The sequence below is a fragment of the Bifidobacterium callitrichos DSM 23973 genome, from assembly GCF_000741175.1.
GTDB lineage: Bacteria > Actinomycetota > Actinomycetes > Actinomycetales > Bifidobacteriaceae > Bifidobacterium > Bifidobacterium callitrichos.
Window position 1 is genome coordinate 1 of the sequence record NZ_JGYS01000024.1, and the last position, 14,745, is coordinate 14,745.

15 protein-coding genes and 2 pseudogenes are annotated in these 14,745 nt (G+C 62.5%); 7 read left to right on the forward strand and 10 right to left on the reverse strand.

Annotated elements, in window-relative coordinates:
* The 6 genes from BCAL_RS10925 to BCAL_RS10945 form a co-directional block, all read left to right on the forward strand.
* On the forward strand, positions 1–1,583 hold a 1,583-nt coding region (locus tag BCAL_RS10925), incomplete at its 5' end, for a glucose PTS transporter subunit IIA (protein ID WP_043260131.1).
* Between the two features lie 80 nt (positions 1,584–1,663).
* Positions 1,664–3,121: a glycoside hydrolase family 1 protein gene (locus tag BCAL_RS10930; RefSeq protein WP_043166503.1), complete on the forward strand. Its 1,458-nt coding sequence runs from the start codon at positions 1,664–1,666 to the stop codon at positions 3,119–3,121.
* 76 nt (positions 3,122–3,197) lie between these two features.
* Complete coding sequence (locus BCAL_RS10935; protein WP_043166505.1) at positions 3,198–4,046, forward strand: HAD family hydrolase; 849 nt, start codon at positions 3,198–3,200, stop codon at positions 4,044–4,046.
* Positions 4,047–4,255: 209 nt separating this feature from the next.
* Positions 4,256–5,266, forward strand: a complete 1,011-nt coding sequence (locus BCAL_RS10940) for an ABC transporter substrate-binding protein (protein WP_052401216.1) — start codon at positions 4,256–4,258, stop codon at positions 5,264–5,266.
* 130 nt (positions 5,267–5,396) lie between these two features.
* On the forward strand, positions 5,397–5,591 hold the full coding sequence (locus BCAL_RS13825; protein WP_052401217.1) for a hypothetical protein: 195 nt from the start codon (positions 5,397–5,399) through the stop codon (positions 5,589–5,591).
* Positions 5,592–5,778: 187 nt separating this feature from the next.
* Complete coding sequence (locus tag BCAL_RS10945; protein ID WP_043166509.1) at positions 5,779–6,108, forward strand: tyrosine-type recombinase/integrase; 330 nt, start codon at positions 5,779–5,781, stop codon at positions 6,106–6,108.
* Here BCAL_RS10945 and BCAL_RS12910 read toward each other — a convergent pair.
* The 5 genes and pseudogenes from BCAL_RS12910 to BCAL_RS10970 form a co-directional block, all read right to left on the reverse strand.
* Positions 6,092–6,313: pseudogene (locus BCAL_RS12910) on the reverse strand (WhiB family transcriptional regulator); the annotation flags it as partial. The gene BCAL_RS10945 and the pseudogene BCAL_RS12910 sit on opposite strands and share 17 nt — an antisense overlap.
* Before the next feature lie 714 nt (positions 6,314–7,027).
* A complete protein-coding gene (locus tag BCAL_RS10960) occupies positions 7,028–7,219 on the reverse strand; it encodes a type II toxin-antitoxin system RelB/DinJ family antitoxin (RefSeq protein WP_043166511.1) in 192 nt (63 codons plus the stop codon).
* Positions 7,220–7,386: 167 nt separating this feature from the next.
* Positions 7,387–7,563 (reverse strand): IS1/IS1595 family N-terminal zinc-binding domain-containing protein, encoded by a 177-nt coding sequence (locus BCAL_RS13335; protein ID WP_156101985.1) that lies wholly within the window; start codon positions 7,561–7,563, stop codon positions 7,387–7,389.
* 373 nt (positions 7,564–7,936) lie between these two features.
* A complete protein-coding gene (locus BCAL_RS10965; RefSeq protein WP_043166513.1) occupies positions 7,937–8,338 on the reverse strand; it encodes a DUF3592 domain-containing protein in 402 nt (133 codons plus the stop codon).
* 15 nt (positions 8,339–8,353) lie between these two features.
* Positions 8,354–8,773, reverse strand: coding sequence for a DUF3592 domain-containing protein (locus BCAL_RS10970; protein ID WP_043166516.1), 420 nt, complete (start codon positions 8,771–8,773; stop codon positions 8,354–8,356).
* 297 nt (positions 8,774–9,070) lie between these two features.
* On the opposite strand from BCAL_RS10970, the gene BCAL_RS10975 reads away from it, so the two are divergent.
* A complete protein-coding gene (locus tag BCAL_RS10975) occupies positions 9,071–9,331 on the forward strand; it encodes a hypothetical protein (RefSeq protein ID WP_152600382.1) in 261 nt (86 codons plus the stop codon).
* Between the two features lie 133 nt (positions 9,332–9,464).
* On the opposite strand, the gene BCAL_RS10980 is transcribed toward BCAL_RS10975, so the two are convergent.
* The 5 genes and pseudogenes from BCAL_RS10980 to BCAL_RS11000 form a co-directional block, all read right to left on the reverse strand.
* Positions 9,465–10,034, reverse strand: coding sequence for a hypothetical protein (locus BCAL_RS10980; protein WP_043166519.1), 570 nt, complete (start codon positions 10,032–10,034; stop codon positions 9,465–9,467).
* A 209-nt stretch (positions 10,035–10,243) separates the two neighbouring features.
* Positions 10,244–11,500: an ABC transporter substrate-binding protein gene (locus BCAL_RS10985; RefSeq protein WP_081887449.1), complete on the reverse strand. Its 1,257-nt coding sequence runs from the start codon at positions 11,498–11,500 to the stop codon at positions 10,244–10,246.
* Between the two features lie 319 nt (positions 11,501–11,819).
* Complete coding sequence (locus BCAL_RS10990) at positions 11,820–12,632, reverse strand: ABC transporter ATP-binding protein (RefSeq protein ID WP_043166523.1); 813 nt, start codon at positions 12,630–12,632, stop codon at positions 11,820–11,822.
* A gap of 71 nt (positions 12,633–12,703) precedes the next feature.
* Positions 12,704–13,768, reverse strand: a pseudogene (locus tag BCAL_RS10995) (ABC transporter ATP-binding protein); the annotation flags it as partial.
* The gene (locus tag BCAL_RS11000) at positions 13,761–14,744 is read right to left on the reverse strand and encodes a branched-chain amino acid ABC transporter permease (protein ID WP_043166524.1); all 984 of its coding nucleotides are present in this window, start codon (positions 14,742–14,744) and stop codon (positions 13,761–13,763) included. The gene BCAL_RS11000 and the pseudogene BCAL_RS10995, both read right to left, overlap by 8 nt.
* Between the last annotated feature and the right edge of the window lies 1 nt (position 14,745).

Consider the following 14,745-nt stretch of genomic DNA (forward strand, 5'->3'; position numbering starts at 1 on the left):
TGTTCCAGCCGCTCGTCCCGGCCATCGCCGGCGGCGGCGTGCTCAAGGCGCTGCTCTCCCTGTTCTCCATGCTCGGCTGGATGGACTCCAAGAGCTCCGTGTACACGATCTTCCTCGCGATCGGCGACGCGCCCCTGTACTTCCTGCCGCTCCTTGTGGCGGCGACCGCGGCCAAGCGCCTCAAGATCAACCAGCTCGTCGCCATCTCCGCGGTCAGCGCGCTCATGATCCCGAACATCACGGCCGCGTTGAGCGCCGAAGGCGGCACCAAGCTGTTCGGCTTCACGTTGCAGAACATCACGTACGCGTACCAGGTGTTCCCCGCCCTGCTGTCCGTGCTGTTCCTGTACTTCGTGGAACGCCTGTTCAACAAGTACACGCCGAAGGCGATCCGCATATTCTTCGTGCCGATGATGTGCTTCGTGATCGTTGTGCCCGTCACCCTGCTCCTGCTCGGCCCGCTCGGCTACAACGCCGGCACCCTGCTGACCGCGTTCATCCTCGCCGTGTACAGCAAGCTCGGGTTCATCGCCGTCGCGCTCCTGGCCATGGTCCTGCCGTTCTGCATCGCCATCGGCATGCACAAGGCGTTCATCCCGTACGCCCTCGCCGCCCTCGCCCAGGCCGGCAGCGAACTGCTGTACATGCCCGCCTCCCTGGCCCACAACATCTCCGAATCCGGCGCCTGCTTCGCCGTGTTCCTGCGCACCAAGGACCAGAACCTCAAGGCCACCGCACTGTCCGCCGCGATCAGCGCCCTGTTCGGCATCACCGAACCCGCCCTGTACGGCGTGACCCTGCAGCACAAGCGCGCCATGACCGGCGTGGTCGCCGGCTCCGGCATCGCCGGCCTCACGATCGGCCTACTCGGCGTTCAGGCGTTCACCGCCGTCGGCCCGGGCCTCGCGAGCATGCCGATGTTCATCGACCCGAACGGCAAGCTCACCAACAACCTCACGTACGCGTTCATCGGCTTCGCCGTCGCCATCCTCGCCTCGTTCCTCATCACGCTCATCCTGTTCAAGGATCCCGCCAAGACGTCCGTCGCCGCCACCGTGTCCGCCGGCGCCCCCTCTGCCGCTTCGACCCCTGCGCCCACGGCCACGGTCATGCCGGCCTCCGATGTGGTGGACGTGCAGCTCGCCAGCCCGATGGACGGCACCGTCATCCCGCTCGACAAGGTCGCGGACGACGTGTTCGCTGGCAAGGTCCTCGGCGACGGCCTCGCGGTCACGCCCATCACGGGCGAACTGCGCGCCCCGGCCGCAGGCACCGTGTGCATGGTGCCGGACAGCCGGCATGCGATCGGCCTCGCCCTGGACAACGGCGCCGAGATCCTCATGCATGTCGGCCTCGACACCGTCAAACTGCAGGGCGCGCACTTCACCACGAACGTCAAGGTAGGCGACCGGGTCAACGCGGGCGACCTCCTGCTCACGTTCGACAGGGACGCGATCACGAAGGCCGGCTACGACCTGACCACGCCGATCGTCGTCGCCAACGGCGGACGCTACGCCGTCACCGGCACGCACGAAGGCCCCGTCAAGACCGGCGACGCCCTCTACACCGTCATCACCAAGTAACCATCCACCGCATCGGGCCGCAGGGGCCACTCCCCCTGCGGCCCCCACTACACATCATTTATCGTGAAAGGACATTGATCATGGGATTCCCCGAAGGGTTCCTCTGGGGCGGCGCCGTCGCCGCCAACCAGCTCGAAGGCGCATGGAACGAGGACGGCAAGGGCATGTCCGTCGACGACGTCGCCACCTACAAGCCGAACGTGGACGTCAAGGACTACAAGCGGAACGTGCACGTCAGCCTCGACGGCATCAAAGCCGCCATGGCCGACAAGGATGACACGTACTATCCGAAACGTCGAGGCATCGACTTCTACCACACGTACAAGGATGATCTGAAGCTCATGGCCGACATGGGGTTCAAGACGTTCCGCACGTCCATCGCATGGACCCGCCTCTACCCCACCGGCGAGGAGACCGAACCCAATCCGGCCGGCGTCGCCTACTACAAGGACCTGTTCCACACGATGCGCGAACTCGGCATCGAACCGCTCGTCACCCTCCACCACTACGAGATGCCCCTCCACCTGGCCCTCAACTACAACGGGTGGACCGACCGCCGGGTCATCGACCTGTTCGTCCGCTTCGCCCGCACCTGCTTCACGGAGTTCGGTGACGACGTGAAACTGTGGCTCACGTTCAACGAGGTCGACAGCATCATCCGCCACCCGTTCATCACCGCCGGCATCATCCCCGAACTGTGCGACGGGGAGGAGACCCGCTGCTGCTATCAGGCGCTCCACCACCAGTTCGTCGCCTCCGCGATCGTCACCAAACTCCTCCACGACATGGTCCCCGGCGCGAAGATGGGGTGCATGCTCACCAAGCTCGAAACCTACCCGCGCACCTGCGCGCCCGAGGACGTGGCCGCCACCCAGCACAAGAACCTCGACAACCACTTCTACTCCGACGTGATGCTCACCGGCGCGTACCCGCGTCTGAAAAGCGTGGAATTGAAACGCAACGGCTGGTATCCGGTCATGGAAGCCGGCGACGAGCAACTGCTACGCGAGGGCACGGTCGACTTCCTGTCGTTCAGCTACTACATGAGCATGACCGAGTCCGTCGACCCGAACGCGGAACGCACGCCCGGCAACACCGTTCTCGGCGTGAAGAACCCGTACCTGGAGACCAGCGACTGGGGTTGGCAGGTCGACCCGGTCGGTTTGCGCATCTCCCTGATCGAACTGTACGACCGGTACCGCAAACCCCTGTTCATCGTGGAGAACGGCATCGGCGCCAAGGACACGCTCACCGAGGACGGGCACGTCCACGACCCGTATCGCGTGGAATACTTCCGACGTCACTTCGAGGAAATGCGCAAGGCCGTCGACGAGGGCGTAGAACTCATGGGCTACACCGCATGGGCGCCCATCGACCTCGTGAGCGCGTCCACGTCGCAGATGACCAAACGCTACGGGTTCGTGTACGTCGACCTCGACGACATGGGACAAGGCACCGGCCGGCGCATCCGCAAGGACAGCTACGACTGGTACAAGAGGGTCATCGCTACCAACGGCGAACACCTCGAAAACCTGTAAGCAACGGCATAAGGGGGCCGTCGATCTGAAATGACACGGACCGGCGGCCCCTCCTATAGGAAAGGACATCACGGGCATGACAGGCAGACTGGTGTTCCTCGACATCGACGGCACCCTGTGCGACAGCAGCAAACACATCCCACCATCGGCCGTGGAGGCGATCCGCACGGCCCGAACCAACGGATGCCACGTGTTCATCGACACGGGGCGCGCCCTGCCGCAGATCGGCCGGAACATCCTCGACATCGGGTTCGACGGGATCATCTCCTCGGCCGGCGCGAGGATCGACATCAACGGCACACTCCTCCAGGACCGGTTCCTTGACAAGACGACCGTGACCCAAGTCGCCGACATGTTCGACCGGCTCGGCATCAACCACATGTGGCAATCCTCCCAGGGACTGTGGGCGTCACCCGGATACCTGCGACTGATCGAACGCATCCGACGCGACATCGACCCCGGATACGGGGGCGACCAATGGCGATCCCTCACGGCCGCACGACAGGAAGCCACACGATCAGGCGTACCCTTGGGCGAGATCATGCCGGCATCGAAATGCACGTTCCACGCCCCACCCGACTCCACGATCACCCTCGACCAGATCCGCCGGCTCGTCGGCGATCGGCTGCACATCGTCGAAGGATCCATGGGCCTCGACGCGCCCGCCAACGGGGAAGGCATGATCCCCGGCATCGACAAAGGCACCGGCCTGACCACTGTCGCAGCCCACTATGGTATCCGGGTCGAAGATACGATCGCCTTCGGCGACTCCGAGAACGACCTTGAGATGATCCAAACGGCCGGCATCGGCATCGCCATGGGCAACGCCACCCCGCAACTCACCCACGTCGCCGACCTGACCGCCCCGCACGTCGACGACGACGGCATCGCCCGCATGTTCGCCCAACTCGAACTCACCCACTGACCCCAACCCCCATTCTCCCCATCCGGAAAAACCCGCCACAGAACAGGACGAACAGCGAAATATTCGTAGCGACAAATCCTGTTTTTCCAAGCCGTGAAGACTACAATCGGAAAACAACCGTATCGGACGCGACGACGCAACCGGGACGGCGCGGCATCCCCTTATCGGGGATACCGGGATCACGATGAAGTGAAGGCAAGGAGCACATCATGAACACAGGAGGACGGACCGTCGCACTCGTGGCGGCGGCGATGGTCGCGTTGTCGGGGTGCGGCACATCCCGGCAGCAGGCGGCGGATACGGAGGGCGAGGCGAGCGGCACGGTGACCGTGTGGGCGTGGGAGCCCGCGTTGAAGCCGCTGGTCGCGAAGTTCGAGAAGAAGTATCCGAACATCACGATCAAGCTCACGAACGTGGGCACGGCGCCGAAGACGACCTCGTCGTTCACCAACGCGTTCGAAGCCGGATCGGGCATGCCCGACGTCGTCCAGTTCGAGTATTCGACGCTCCCTCAGATCGTCTACGGGTATCAGGGGGCGTTGGAGAATCTGTCATCCTATCCGATCAGCGGTTGGAAGGACGACTACACGTCCGGCCCGTGGAGTTCGGTGAACGTGAGTGACGGCATCTATGGTGTGCCCATGGATTCCGGTCCCATGGCCATGTTCTACAACAAGGCCACGTTCGACAAGGCGGGCGTCAGTGAACCGCCGAAGACGTGGGACGAGTTCTACGAGGCCGCGAAGAAGATCCATGCGCTCGGCGACAACTATTACATCAGCTCCTATGGTGGTGATACGAACGATTCGAACAGCATCGTCGCGTTCTGGGCGCAGGCGGGCGCCAAGCCGTTCGCCATGGATGGCGAGAATCTGACGATCGGGCTGAAAAACGACGAGACGATCAACAAGGTCAACGACTACTGGCAGCGCATGATCGACGAGGGATTGATCGCCACGAACATCCCGAGCTGGTCGGATGAATGGTTCCGTAGTTTCGCCGATGGCACGAACGCCGCCGTCATCACCGGCGCGTGGATGCCCGCGAATCTGGCCGGCAGCTCGGCCGCGGCGGCGGGCGACTGGAGGGTCGCGCCCACGCCCGTCTGGCCGGGGGCTGGAGACGATCAACTCGTCGAATGGCGGTTCCACGCTGGCGCTTGCCGCATCTTCGAAGAACAAGAAGGCGGCGTGGAAGTGGCTGGAGTTCGTCTCCCATGATGAGGAGGGTATCGCCGCCTACACGGATGCCGGCGGCTTCCCGTCCAACAAGGCACGCCTCGAGGATGAGGACTTTCTTAAAGGCAGCGACGAGCTGTCCAAGTATTTCGGCGGGCAGGAGTACAACAAGGTGCTCGCCCAGTCCGCGCTCGACGTCAAGGAATCCTTCGTATTCCCGCCGTTCTGGGGTTACGCGATGACCGCGTTCGGCGACGAGTTCGGCCCCGTGTTCCAAGGCAGCGGCAAGTTGGATGATGCGGTCGCCAAATGGCAGTCCAAGCTCGTCGACTACGGCAAGCAGCAGGGGTTCACCGTGAAAGAGTGATCGACGCCGGTCATTCCGATATGACGTGAAGGCCGCTCCCGGACCGGTGGTTCGGGGGCGGCCTTCACGTCTTTCATGCGACTTTTCAGTCGTCGTTATCGTCAGTGGAATCGTCGTCGCTCGAGTCGTTCTGATCATCGTCCGCGTCGTCGCCCCGGTCGTCCGCGTCATCATCTGGACCCGCGGCATGCGCCCGGACGCGCTCGTGTTCACATCATCGCGCGGCAACCCTCTGATCCGCGAGACGGCGCGCGAGGCATGGGCGCGGGCGCTCGACCGGGTGAAACTCTCCTACACGAACATCCATTCGATGCGCCACACCGCCGCCACCATGATGGCCCGCAACGGCGTTCCCGACCTTGTGCGCAAGAAGCTCATCGGCCATGCCGACATCGACACCACCGACATGATCTACACCCATACCGACGCGCTCATGCTCGCCAAGGCGGTCGACGGCATGGAGAAGCTCATCAATGACGGCGGCAAGACGCGGACCCCGCTCACGCGGTCCGTCTGAAAGCCGTCGAGTCGAACGGGTCGCCGCCGCTCCCCCATGCGGCGGCCACACTGCGGCAGCGGCGCATCTGCTGCCGCAGCAGCTGGCGCCGCTCGTCGGCGGTCATCCCGCCCCACACGCCGTAGATCTCGTTGTGATCCAGCGCGTACCTGAGACACTGGTCGATGACCGGGCAATCCCGGCATCGGCTCTTCGCCCATTCGATTAGGGTCTGTTAGGCCAAAGTGTGCATTCCTATTAACATGAGGTTGTCCGCAACTGCGTGAACGCATGGAACCCATGCTATGGTTCTTGACCTGTTGCAGGAGAAGATTTTCGCGGACGGTATCGTAAAGTTGCCAGAGATGACCGAGCGTGTTCCGACGGGCTCTCGTGTAGTGATGAGAAGGGATGTGCTCGCCGCGAGAGTGGTGCATTCGGCTGGCGCGTCGGGTAGGGTTCCCTCGTAAAGGGTGATTCGCACCGTGGTGGCGTCTTCGTCGACGGCCGCTCGTACGCCGTGGCACTGCGGGTCGCTCATGTAGAAGAACACGCGAACCGAGTGGTCCGAGACCACTTCGTATCGGCTCCATGAGGATACGTGCTCGTTATGGAGGTCGGTGCGCTGCTGTATATCGTTCGTGGATTGTGTTGGCGGCTTCGCCTCGGGAGCGTATCCAGGATTTGTAGTGGCGGAGCTGGGAGAGGATTCGCCACCGCCGGCGGCGCAGCCCGTCATGGCGGTAACGGCCAAGACGGCTGCCATCAGCACTGCCAGGAGCCAGCGGGGGCGAATCCGATCATCCATGGTTGCGTGTTCACGGGTCATTGCAGTCAAGTCCGTCCGCTGATTCATGGCCGTCCCCCTCGCCGTCCCCGCATGAAAGACCCTGCTGCGGGTCCCTTGCCTGAATGACATCACAACAGGCGTGTTTTGTCATCACGGTCGATTGCTCCCATCGTTTTTGCCCGGCTTGATGCTCATATCGATGGGCAGTCCCTGTTCGCGTACGACGGCCTTGAGGAAGATGGTCACAGCTCCGGACAGGCTCAGGCCGAGTTCACCAAGCACCTTGTTGGCCTCGTCCTTCAACTCTGGGTCGATTCTCATGGTGGTAGTCGGCACGCTCATAGGATTGTCCTCCAATCGGGTTGGTAGCTACATCGTAGTCCATCCGATTGATACATGCTATCGTCCGTCACACGGGCATGGGCATGCGCACGTACATGCTGCGCGTGAGCCGGTACACGCCGTTGCGGATCTGACGTCCGATGGTTCCACGCTGTTCGGTGGGTCCGCTATGGCAACTGGTCGATGAACGCCTCCACGTACGTCATCCACGTCTCCACCGGCAGTTTGGACATGCCGAGCACGCGGCCGATGTTGGCCGTGAACGTGCGGTTGCACTCCTTGCAGCACCAGCGCTGATTGCCGCCTTTTGTATACCCCCGCGGACGATGCCGATGGAACCGCACCTCACGCAGGCGTCGGCTGGCAGTTCCTGCGAACCCGTGCCGAACATGTCCTCGTACACGATGGAACGCAGCGCCTCAATCGCCCGGCGACGCTCGTCATCATCCAGCAGCGCGAGCCCATCCCGGACCCCGTTGACCAGTCTTGCTGCCTTGTTCCACTTGCTCATAACTCCATTGTAATTACGTAGTAGCTACTATGTAAGTTAGAAATGCACACTATGGTCTAACAGACCCATTCGACGCTCATCGGCAGGAAGTCGTAGAAGAAACCAGCGGACCCGTCCCGCTATGCGTCGGGGATGCCACGCCCCGCCAAAGGCGGGTGCGGTGCACATCGGTGCAACCGGAAGGTTGCGACGAGCGCACCCGCGATTCATCCGATGTTCGACACGATAAGCCACGCGCCGATGGCGGTCGGTATGGCGAATACCACTATGAGGATGAAAAGCATCCCGTCCACGCGGTCCCTCCGGTCGACGGTGGCTCGCGCGGTCTTCGGATGGGACGGATCGTAGTCGACCTCCATCAGGCCGCCGGGCTTGTGGTCCCCGTTCTGCGTAGTCACCTCGAACGTGCCGCCATCCACCTCAAACCGGATCACGTAGTGGCTGCCTTCGATCACGCCGTTGTCGCCTTTGATGATCTCCTCGCGCAACACGGTGCCGGTGGTCGTGGCGGTGGCACGCCTGTTCAACCGGTGCTCGTCGAACGCGGCGAACACCATCATGCTCAGGAAGAACAGGCCGAGCGCGAACGTGATGATCCCCTCGAACATGGCGCACCTCCTGTCCTATCCGATGCTGGTGGCGATCATCAACGCGCCAGCGATGGCGATGACGCCGCAGATCAAACCGACGACAATAGTCCACGCGGTGTTCTTGCCGTCGGGCCGGTCGAACGTGGCTCGCGCGGCCTTCGGGTTGTTCGGGTCGTAGTCGATGTCGATCGGGTCGCCCGGATGGCGTCGGTATCTGGGGTCGACGCCGCGCGTCTTCAGCTCGTACGGGATGCCGTCCACCTCATACCGGACGACATAATAGTGACTGGTGGCCGTGCCGTCGGAGTCATGGTTCGCTTCCAGACTCAGCATGGTGCCTTCGGTCGAGGCGGTGGCCCGCGTGGTCAGTAGGTGGTCTTCGAAGATGTCCTTGGCGAAACTAAACAACAGAGCCGACCCGCCCACCAGCATGATGACGCCCATCCCCAGCATGACGCACCCCCTTGTCGCCCGCGTGAAACCCGACACTCCCATTATCCCACGCATACTCACGCCACCACGCCCCGCATAGCCCCGCCCCCGTCCAGTCCACGTCGAAGGGAGGCCCGATCATGTCCAACCCGAACCAGCCGCGCAGATCCCTCGGCATCCCGAAAGACAGTCAGTAGGCGAAAACCGACGTGATGACCATCACAGCCCCGTGAACCCGCCGCGTCTCGCCAGATCCATCACACACCAGTGGCGTGTGACCACTCTCACGCATGTCGACCACGCGTAGCCTCACCGCGCATGAGAGAATTGAAAGACAGCGGCCCAATGGGAAGCCACATCATTCATCAAAGGGGATTAATGACGATGACCACCGATTCAAAAGCCAAGACGTTGCGAACCGCACTGTTGCTGCTCGCCTGCCCGGCGCTACTCTTCTCGATGACCGCATGTGGCGAGCAGGTCGTGCCCGCCGATCCGGCGTCGGTGAAACAGACACCGACTGACACGAACGATGATCAATCGGATGATGACGACATCGACGACTCCAATGACGGCTGATACCGGATATCCATTACCGGATATCCATCGAGAAAAGGAATCCGAATCGCCCACGACGAGCCCGCGACGAGACGGCGAAGTCCGCCATGCTATACGGCGATTGCCGTCATTACCGACAAGAACGCCAGTCGCATCACGCCCTTTCGACAGTCACCGCATGGTTCCCGCAACGCACAGTCATCCCGGCCGACGGACCGGTGTCAAGCATCGTCTTATCGGCGGCCCATGCACCGTCGGGTCCGAATACGGCGGCCACGATATCCTTCAGCCTGCCGGTACGTACGAGCGTCGCCGCACGACGACGCAACCTCCGGCCCTCGGGAAGATTCGCGGCGAATGCGAGGGCGGCGGCACGAATCCGGATGCGCCCGTCACGCACGATCGCCAACATCCACTGCATGAGCGCCTCCCCGCATGACAGTCCTTCGACCATGCCGCGGACATCGCGCGCGCTCACTGTCGCATCCAGCATCCCCGTCCAGTCGGCCGCAGGCCGGAGCGTACCGGTTGCGCACCGCCCGTCAGCGCCGGTCACGGCCACGTGCAGTGCACGACGGCCGGAGAACAGCCTGATGCGCCGAAGAACCGCCGCCAACGGAGTGCGGGTGGCGATAAGCACGGGCAGGGGTGTGAGGCCGGCGATGATAAGCAACGCCGCGGACGACATGAGAACGGCAAGCATGGACTGGTCGATGGGAGGCATGGACGTGACGCTTTCGACTGGGTTTCGTTGGGATGGCTTGATCATACGACGTCACGGACACGTACACGCGGATGAACCGTTCAAACAAGGGAGGGGTCCCGTCACATGGCGTTCAAAGCAAGCCATGTGACGGGACACCCTCCCCGAGGCGCATCCGGCAACGGCCCGTCCGAACAGACGTCGTCAACCGGAAATCAGACGACACCGAATCAGTTGGACGGAACCTCGCCTTCCTGGTCGTGATCGAAGTTCGGGACGTTCTTCGCGTCGAACTTGTATACGCCGATGTTGGCGGAGCTCGGATCGTTGCTCTTGTTGAACGGGCCGATGCCGGTGACGCCCTTGTAGTGGATGTCCTTGCCGGACTTCAGCGCGGCGAGGCAATCGCTGTATGTCGAGCATTCGGTGCCGCCGTTCGCGCCCGAGACCGCGGCCATGTTCTCCTGGATGGTTTCGCCGTCGGCGGATCCACCCTTCTGCGCCGCAAGCGCGGCGAGGATGATGCCGTCATAGGTTTCGGCACCGTACGTGAAGGTGCTGATATCCTTGCCGTAGGCCGCCACGAGCTTCTTCTGGAACTCGTCGGATGCCATGACACCCGGGATAGTGCCCTTGGAACCTTCGAGCAACCCGGCATCGAGATCCTTCGAGTAGTCGGCCGTATTGCCATCGACGAAGTACAGCTTGTGGGTGTCGATGCCCTGCGACGCCATCTCCTTGATGAGCGGCTTGGTCTGATCGAAGGCGATCACGGCGATCGCATCGGGCTTGGAGGCCTTGATGGCGGTCACGATCGAGGAGAAGTTCGTCTCGGTCGGGTCGAAGGCGTCCTTCTCACCGTACACGATATTGACGCCGGCGTCCTTTACGGTCTTGACGACCGTATCACGCAGACCGGTGCCGTACTCGTCGTTGAACACCGCGACCGCGAGATTCTTGACGCCGTCCTGAGCGATGACCTGGCCGAGCACAGTGCCCTGCACGGTGTCCGGCGGAACGGTGCGGAAGAAGTAGGGGCTCAGACCCGAGAAGTCCGAGCTGGTGGCGCCCATGGAAAGCATCGGGATCTTCTGCTCGGTGATGGACTTGTACACGTTCTTGACCACGGAGCTGGAGGCGGGGCCGATGATGAACGACGGCTTCTTCGAAAGCACCGACTGGGTGGCGGACGTGTTCTGATCGGCATGATCCGCATCGGAGGTATCGGCGTCAACGGTGGTCACATCCTTGCCGAGCACGCCGCCGGCGGCGTTGATGTCCTTGACGGCGAGCTTCTCCGCGGCCAGTTCAGGAGGCGCCAGATAGGCGAGCGAACCGGTCTCCGGCCACAGGCCGCCAAGCGTGAAGGTGTCGACCTTGCCGGAGCCGGAATCGCCGCCGCTTGTGCCGCTCGAACCGGAGCTGGACGAACCGCATCCGGCGAGTGCCATCACCGCAGCCGCGACGGCCGCCGTAACCGTAATCATCATCTTCCTGGAATTCAACATATGAATCACCACTTCCTCTCAAGCCCTTAACGGGCAATGGTGTTCGATGTCAGTGATTATCGACGCGAGTCTTCGTTTCCCCGTTTCCCTCTCGAATCTTGGGATTCACCTTAGACTCCGCGTGATTCGCCCAGATTGTTGCCATGTAACCGTCGCATGAAGTCCGAAAACCTACGGAAACATGAATCATCGACCAAAACGGGAAGGAGGGTCGATGACGTGTGCGGAGACGTCCTTTCGGCAGCTCGAAGGCGTGCTCAGGCACGTCGAGTGGCTCCGAAAGGACGTATACGCACCGTCATCGGCCCTCCTCCTTGACCTCCTCCTCGAGATTGCCCAAGTACAGGGAGATCACCTTCGGATCCTCAAGCAGGTCGCGGCCTCGACCGGAGTAGGCGTTTCGCCCCTGATCGAGCACATATCCCCTATCGCAGATCTGCAGGCAGCGTCGGGCGTTCTGCTCGACGATGATGACCGAGACTCCCGCCTTGTTGACCTGACGGACGCGGATGAACGTCTCGTCCTGCAGCATCGGGGACAGACCGGCGGACGGCTCATCGAGCAACAGCACGGAGGGGTTCATCATCAGTGCGCGAGCCATGGCCACCATCTGCCGTTCGCCGCCGGACAGCGATCCTGCGAGCTGATCCTTGCGCTCCCCCAGTCTGGGGAAAATCGAGCACACGTAGTCGAAGCGCTCATTGAACTTCTTCGGCGCCTGATAGGCGCCCATGTGCATGTTTTCGGCGATGGTGAGGCTGGGGAACACGTTCTCGGTCTGCGGCACGAAGCCGACACCAAGGGAGACGAGCTTGTCCGCCCGCAGGTTCGTGATGTCCCTCCCCTTGAGGATCAGGTGTCCGGAATGGATGTGGACGAGACCGAACAGGGATTTGAGCAGCGTCGACTTTCCGGCGCCGTTCGGGCCGATGATGCCGACGATCTCGCCCTGATGCAGGGTCAGGGACGCCCCGTTGAGGATGTTGACGCCGGGAATGTATCCGGCGACGAGGTCGACGGCGTCGAGCAGAGGCTCGCCCTCCGGCTCCCCCACGTGGATTTCGGCGCGCGGACGGGTGTCTGTGGTCGGCATGACATCTGTGTCGCTCATGATCAGTGCTCCCCCTTCTGTTCATCGGCGGATCCGGCGGATCCCACGGATCCCACGGATCCAGGTCCGTTCGCGTCTCCCGCCTCCAGATCGGCTACGACGGAGTCGTCTCCCAGATCGATGTTCGCGTGGGATCCGAGGTAGGCGTCGATGACGGCGGGATCGTTCATCACGGTCTTCGGCTGTCCCTCGGCAACGATCCTGCCTTCGGCCATGACGGTCACCCAGTCGGCGATGTGACGGACCATGTTGATGTCGTGCTCGACGAACAGCACGGTCGTCCCCTCCTCTCGCAAGGCCATGATGTGGTCCAGCAGGGACTGCTTCAGCGCCGGGTTGACGCCGGCCATCGGCTCGTCGAGCATGACGAGCTGCGGGTCGGACATCAGCGCACGTGCCATCTCCAGCAGCTTCCTCTGGCCACCGGAAAGCGATCCGGCGAAGTCGTTCCTCTTCTTGATCAGCAGGAAACGCTCCAGCAGCGCCTCGGCCTTGTCGATGTTGGCCTTCTCCTGCTTGCGCCATAATCCGGGGATGAGTGCGCGGAACATACCCTCACCGGGTTGGACCGGTGCGCCGAGCAGCATGTTGTCGAGGACCGTCAGACGGCTCATGACCTTGGTCAGCTGGAAGGTGCGGACCATGCCCATACGGGACACCTGTTCGGGGTGCACGTGGGCTAGATCCTTGCCGTCGAACTGCCATGAGCCCGTGTTGGGGGCGTCGAAGCCAGTCATCAGGTTGAAGAACGTGGTCTTGCCGGCGCCGTTCGGTCCGATGAGCGCCGTGATGCCGTGGCGTTCGATCTCGAAATGGTCGACGTCGACGGCGGTCATGCCGCCGAATCGACGGGTCACCTTGTCGGCCACGAGAATCGGGTCGGGCTTGTGCACTCCGGGCTTGTTCTCGACGAACTCCAGATCCTCGCGGACCTTGTCGCCATACGCGGTGGAGATCAGATGCTCACCTTCGGGGGCTTTGGTGGCCCATTGGGCGAGGTCATGGAACGGCTTGCCGGGTTCGGTGGGGTTCACGTCCCGTTCGGAGAGGTTGGCGGCGGTCACGCCGGCGATGGTCTCCTCGTTCCCGTCGTCGGAATCCGCACCAGTCGTCTTGTGCAATGCGTTGTCAGACATTGAAGGCCAGTTCCTTTCTGTCTCCCAAGAGACCCTGCGGTCTGAAGATCACGAGGCACATCAGCGCGACGCCTACGATCACCCAGCCGAGCGATTCGACCTGGTTCGATGAGATCACCGTGTCCGGGATCGCGCCGCGCATCAGCTCCTTGACGAACGTGAGCAGCACCCACAGCAGGCACGAACCGACGATCGGTCCGAAGATCGTGGCTGCACCGCCCAGCAGCAGGATCGTCCACGCGTAGAAGGTGACCGCTCGTCCCAGCGAATCGGGTTGGACCGAGCGTGGCAGCACGAAGATAACACCGCCGAGAGCGCCGAAGATGCCGCCGAGGATCAGCGCCTGCATCTTGTAGACGGTCACGTTCTTGCCGAGAGAGCGGACCGCGTTCTCATCCTCGCGGATGCCCTTGAGCACTCGCCCCCACGGTGAGTGGAACCAGCGCCAGCATAGGAGGGCGGCGACCGCCACGAGGACCCAGGCCACGATGCGCAGCCACCATGAATCGGCGATGTTGTTCGAATACGTCCATAGCAGGAACGTGGTCGATCCCTGCGGCAGGGGCGAGATACCCTCGAACTGCGTGGTGAAGTCCTGCGGCGAGATGCCGGCCGAACCGCCCGTGAGATTCGTCATTGCGGTGGATCTGCCGATGATGCGAATGATCTCAGCGGCCGCGAGCGTGACCATGGCGAGGTAGTCGGGTCCGAGCTTGAGGGTCGGGATGCCCAGCAGAAGCGCGTAGATCACGGCAAGTGCGATCGCGGCGCATAGCGAGGCGAACAGGTTGCCTCCCATCATCTGCACGATCGCGAATCCGTATGCGCCGAGCAGCATGAATCCCGCCTGGCCCATGTTCATCAGTCCGTTCATGCCGAAGTGGATGTTCAATCCGATGGCGGCCAACGCATATGCCGCCGTGGTCGGGGCGATGAGCTCGCCCAGCGTATTGGTGATGACGGTCATGAGGTCCATG

What these genes read in the sequence shown, in the direction of transcription:
- BCAL_RS10930 (WP_043166503.1), top strand. Translation starts at nt 1,664, where the DNA reads ATGGGATTCCCCGAAGGGTTCCTCTGGGGCGGCGCCGTCGCCGCCAAC.
- BCAL_RS10935 (WP_043166505.1), top strand. Translation starts at nt 3,198, where the DNA reads ATGACAGGCAGACTGGTGTTCCTCGACATCGACGGCACCCTGTGCGAC.
- BCAL_RS10940 (WP_052401216.1), top strand. Translation starts at nt 4,256, where the DNA reads ATGAACACAGGAGGACGGACCGTCGCACTCGTGGCGGCGGCGATGGTC.
- BCAL_RS10945 (WP_043166509.1), top strand. Translation starts at nt 5,779, where the DNA reads ATGCGCCCGGACGCGCTCGTGTTCACATCATCGCGCGGCAACCCTCTG.
- BCAL_RS10960 (WP_043166511.1), bottom strand. Translation starts at nt 7,219, where the DNA reads ATGAGCGTGCCGACTACCACCATGAGAATCGACCCAGAGTTGAAGGAC.
- BCAL_RS10965 (WP_043166513.1), bottom strand. Translation starts at nt 8,338, where the DNA reads ATGTTCGAGGGGATCATCACGTTCGCGCTCGGCCTGTTCTTCCTGAGC.
- BCAL_RS10970 (WP_043166516.1), bottom strand. Translation starts at nt 8,773, where the DNA reads ATGCTGGGGATGGGCGTCATCATGCTGGTGGGCGGGTCGGCTCTGTTG.
- BCAL_RS10975 (WP_152600382.1), top strand. Translation starts at nt 9,071, where the DNA reads ATGAGAGAATTGAAAGACAGCGGCCCAATGGGAAGCCACATCATTCAT.
- BCAL_RS10980 (WP_043166519.1), bottom strand. Translation starts at nt 10,034, where the DNA reads ATGCCTCCCATCGACCAGTCCATGCTTGCCGTTCTCATGTCGTCCGCG.
- BCAL_RS10985 (WP_081887449.1), bottom strand. Translation starts at nt 11,500, where the DNA reads ATGATTACGGTTACGGCGGCCGTCGCGGCTGCGGTGATGGCACTCGCC.
- BCAL_RS10990 (WP_043166523.1), bottom strand. Translation starts at nt 12,632, where the DNA reads ATGAGCGACACAGATGTCATGCCGACCACAGACACCCGTCCGCGCGCC.
- BCAL_RS11000 (WP_043166524.1), bottom strand. Translation starts at nt 14,744, where the DNA reads ATGGACCTCATGACCGTCATCACCAATACGCTGGGCGAGCTCATCGCC.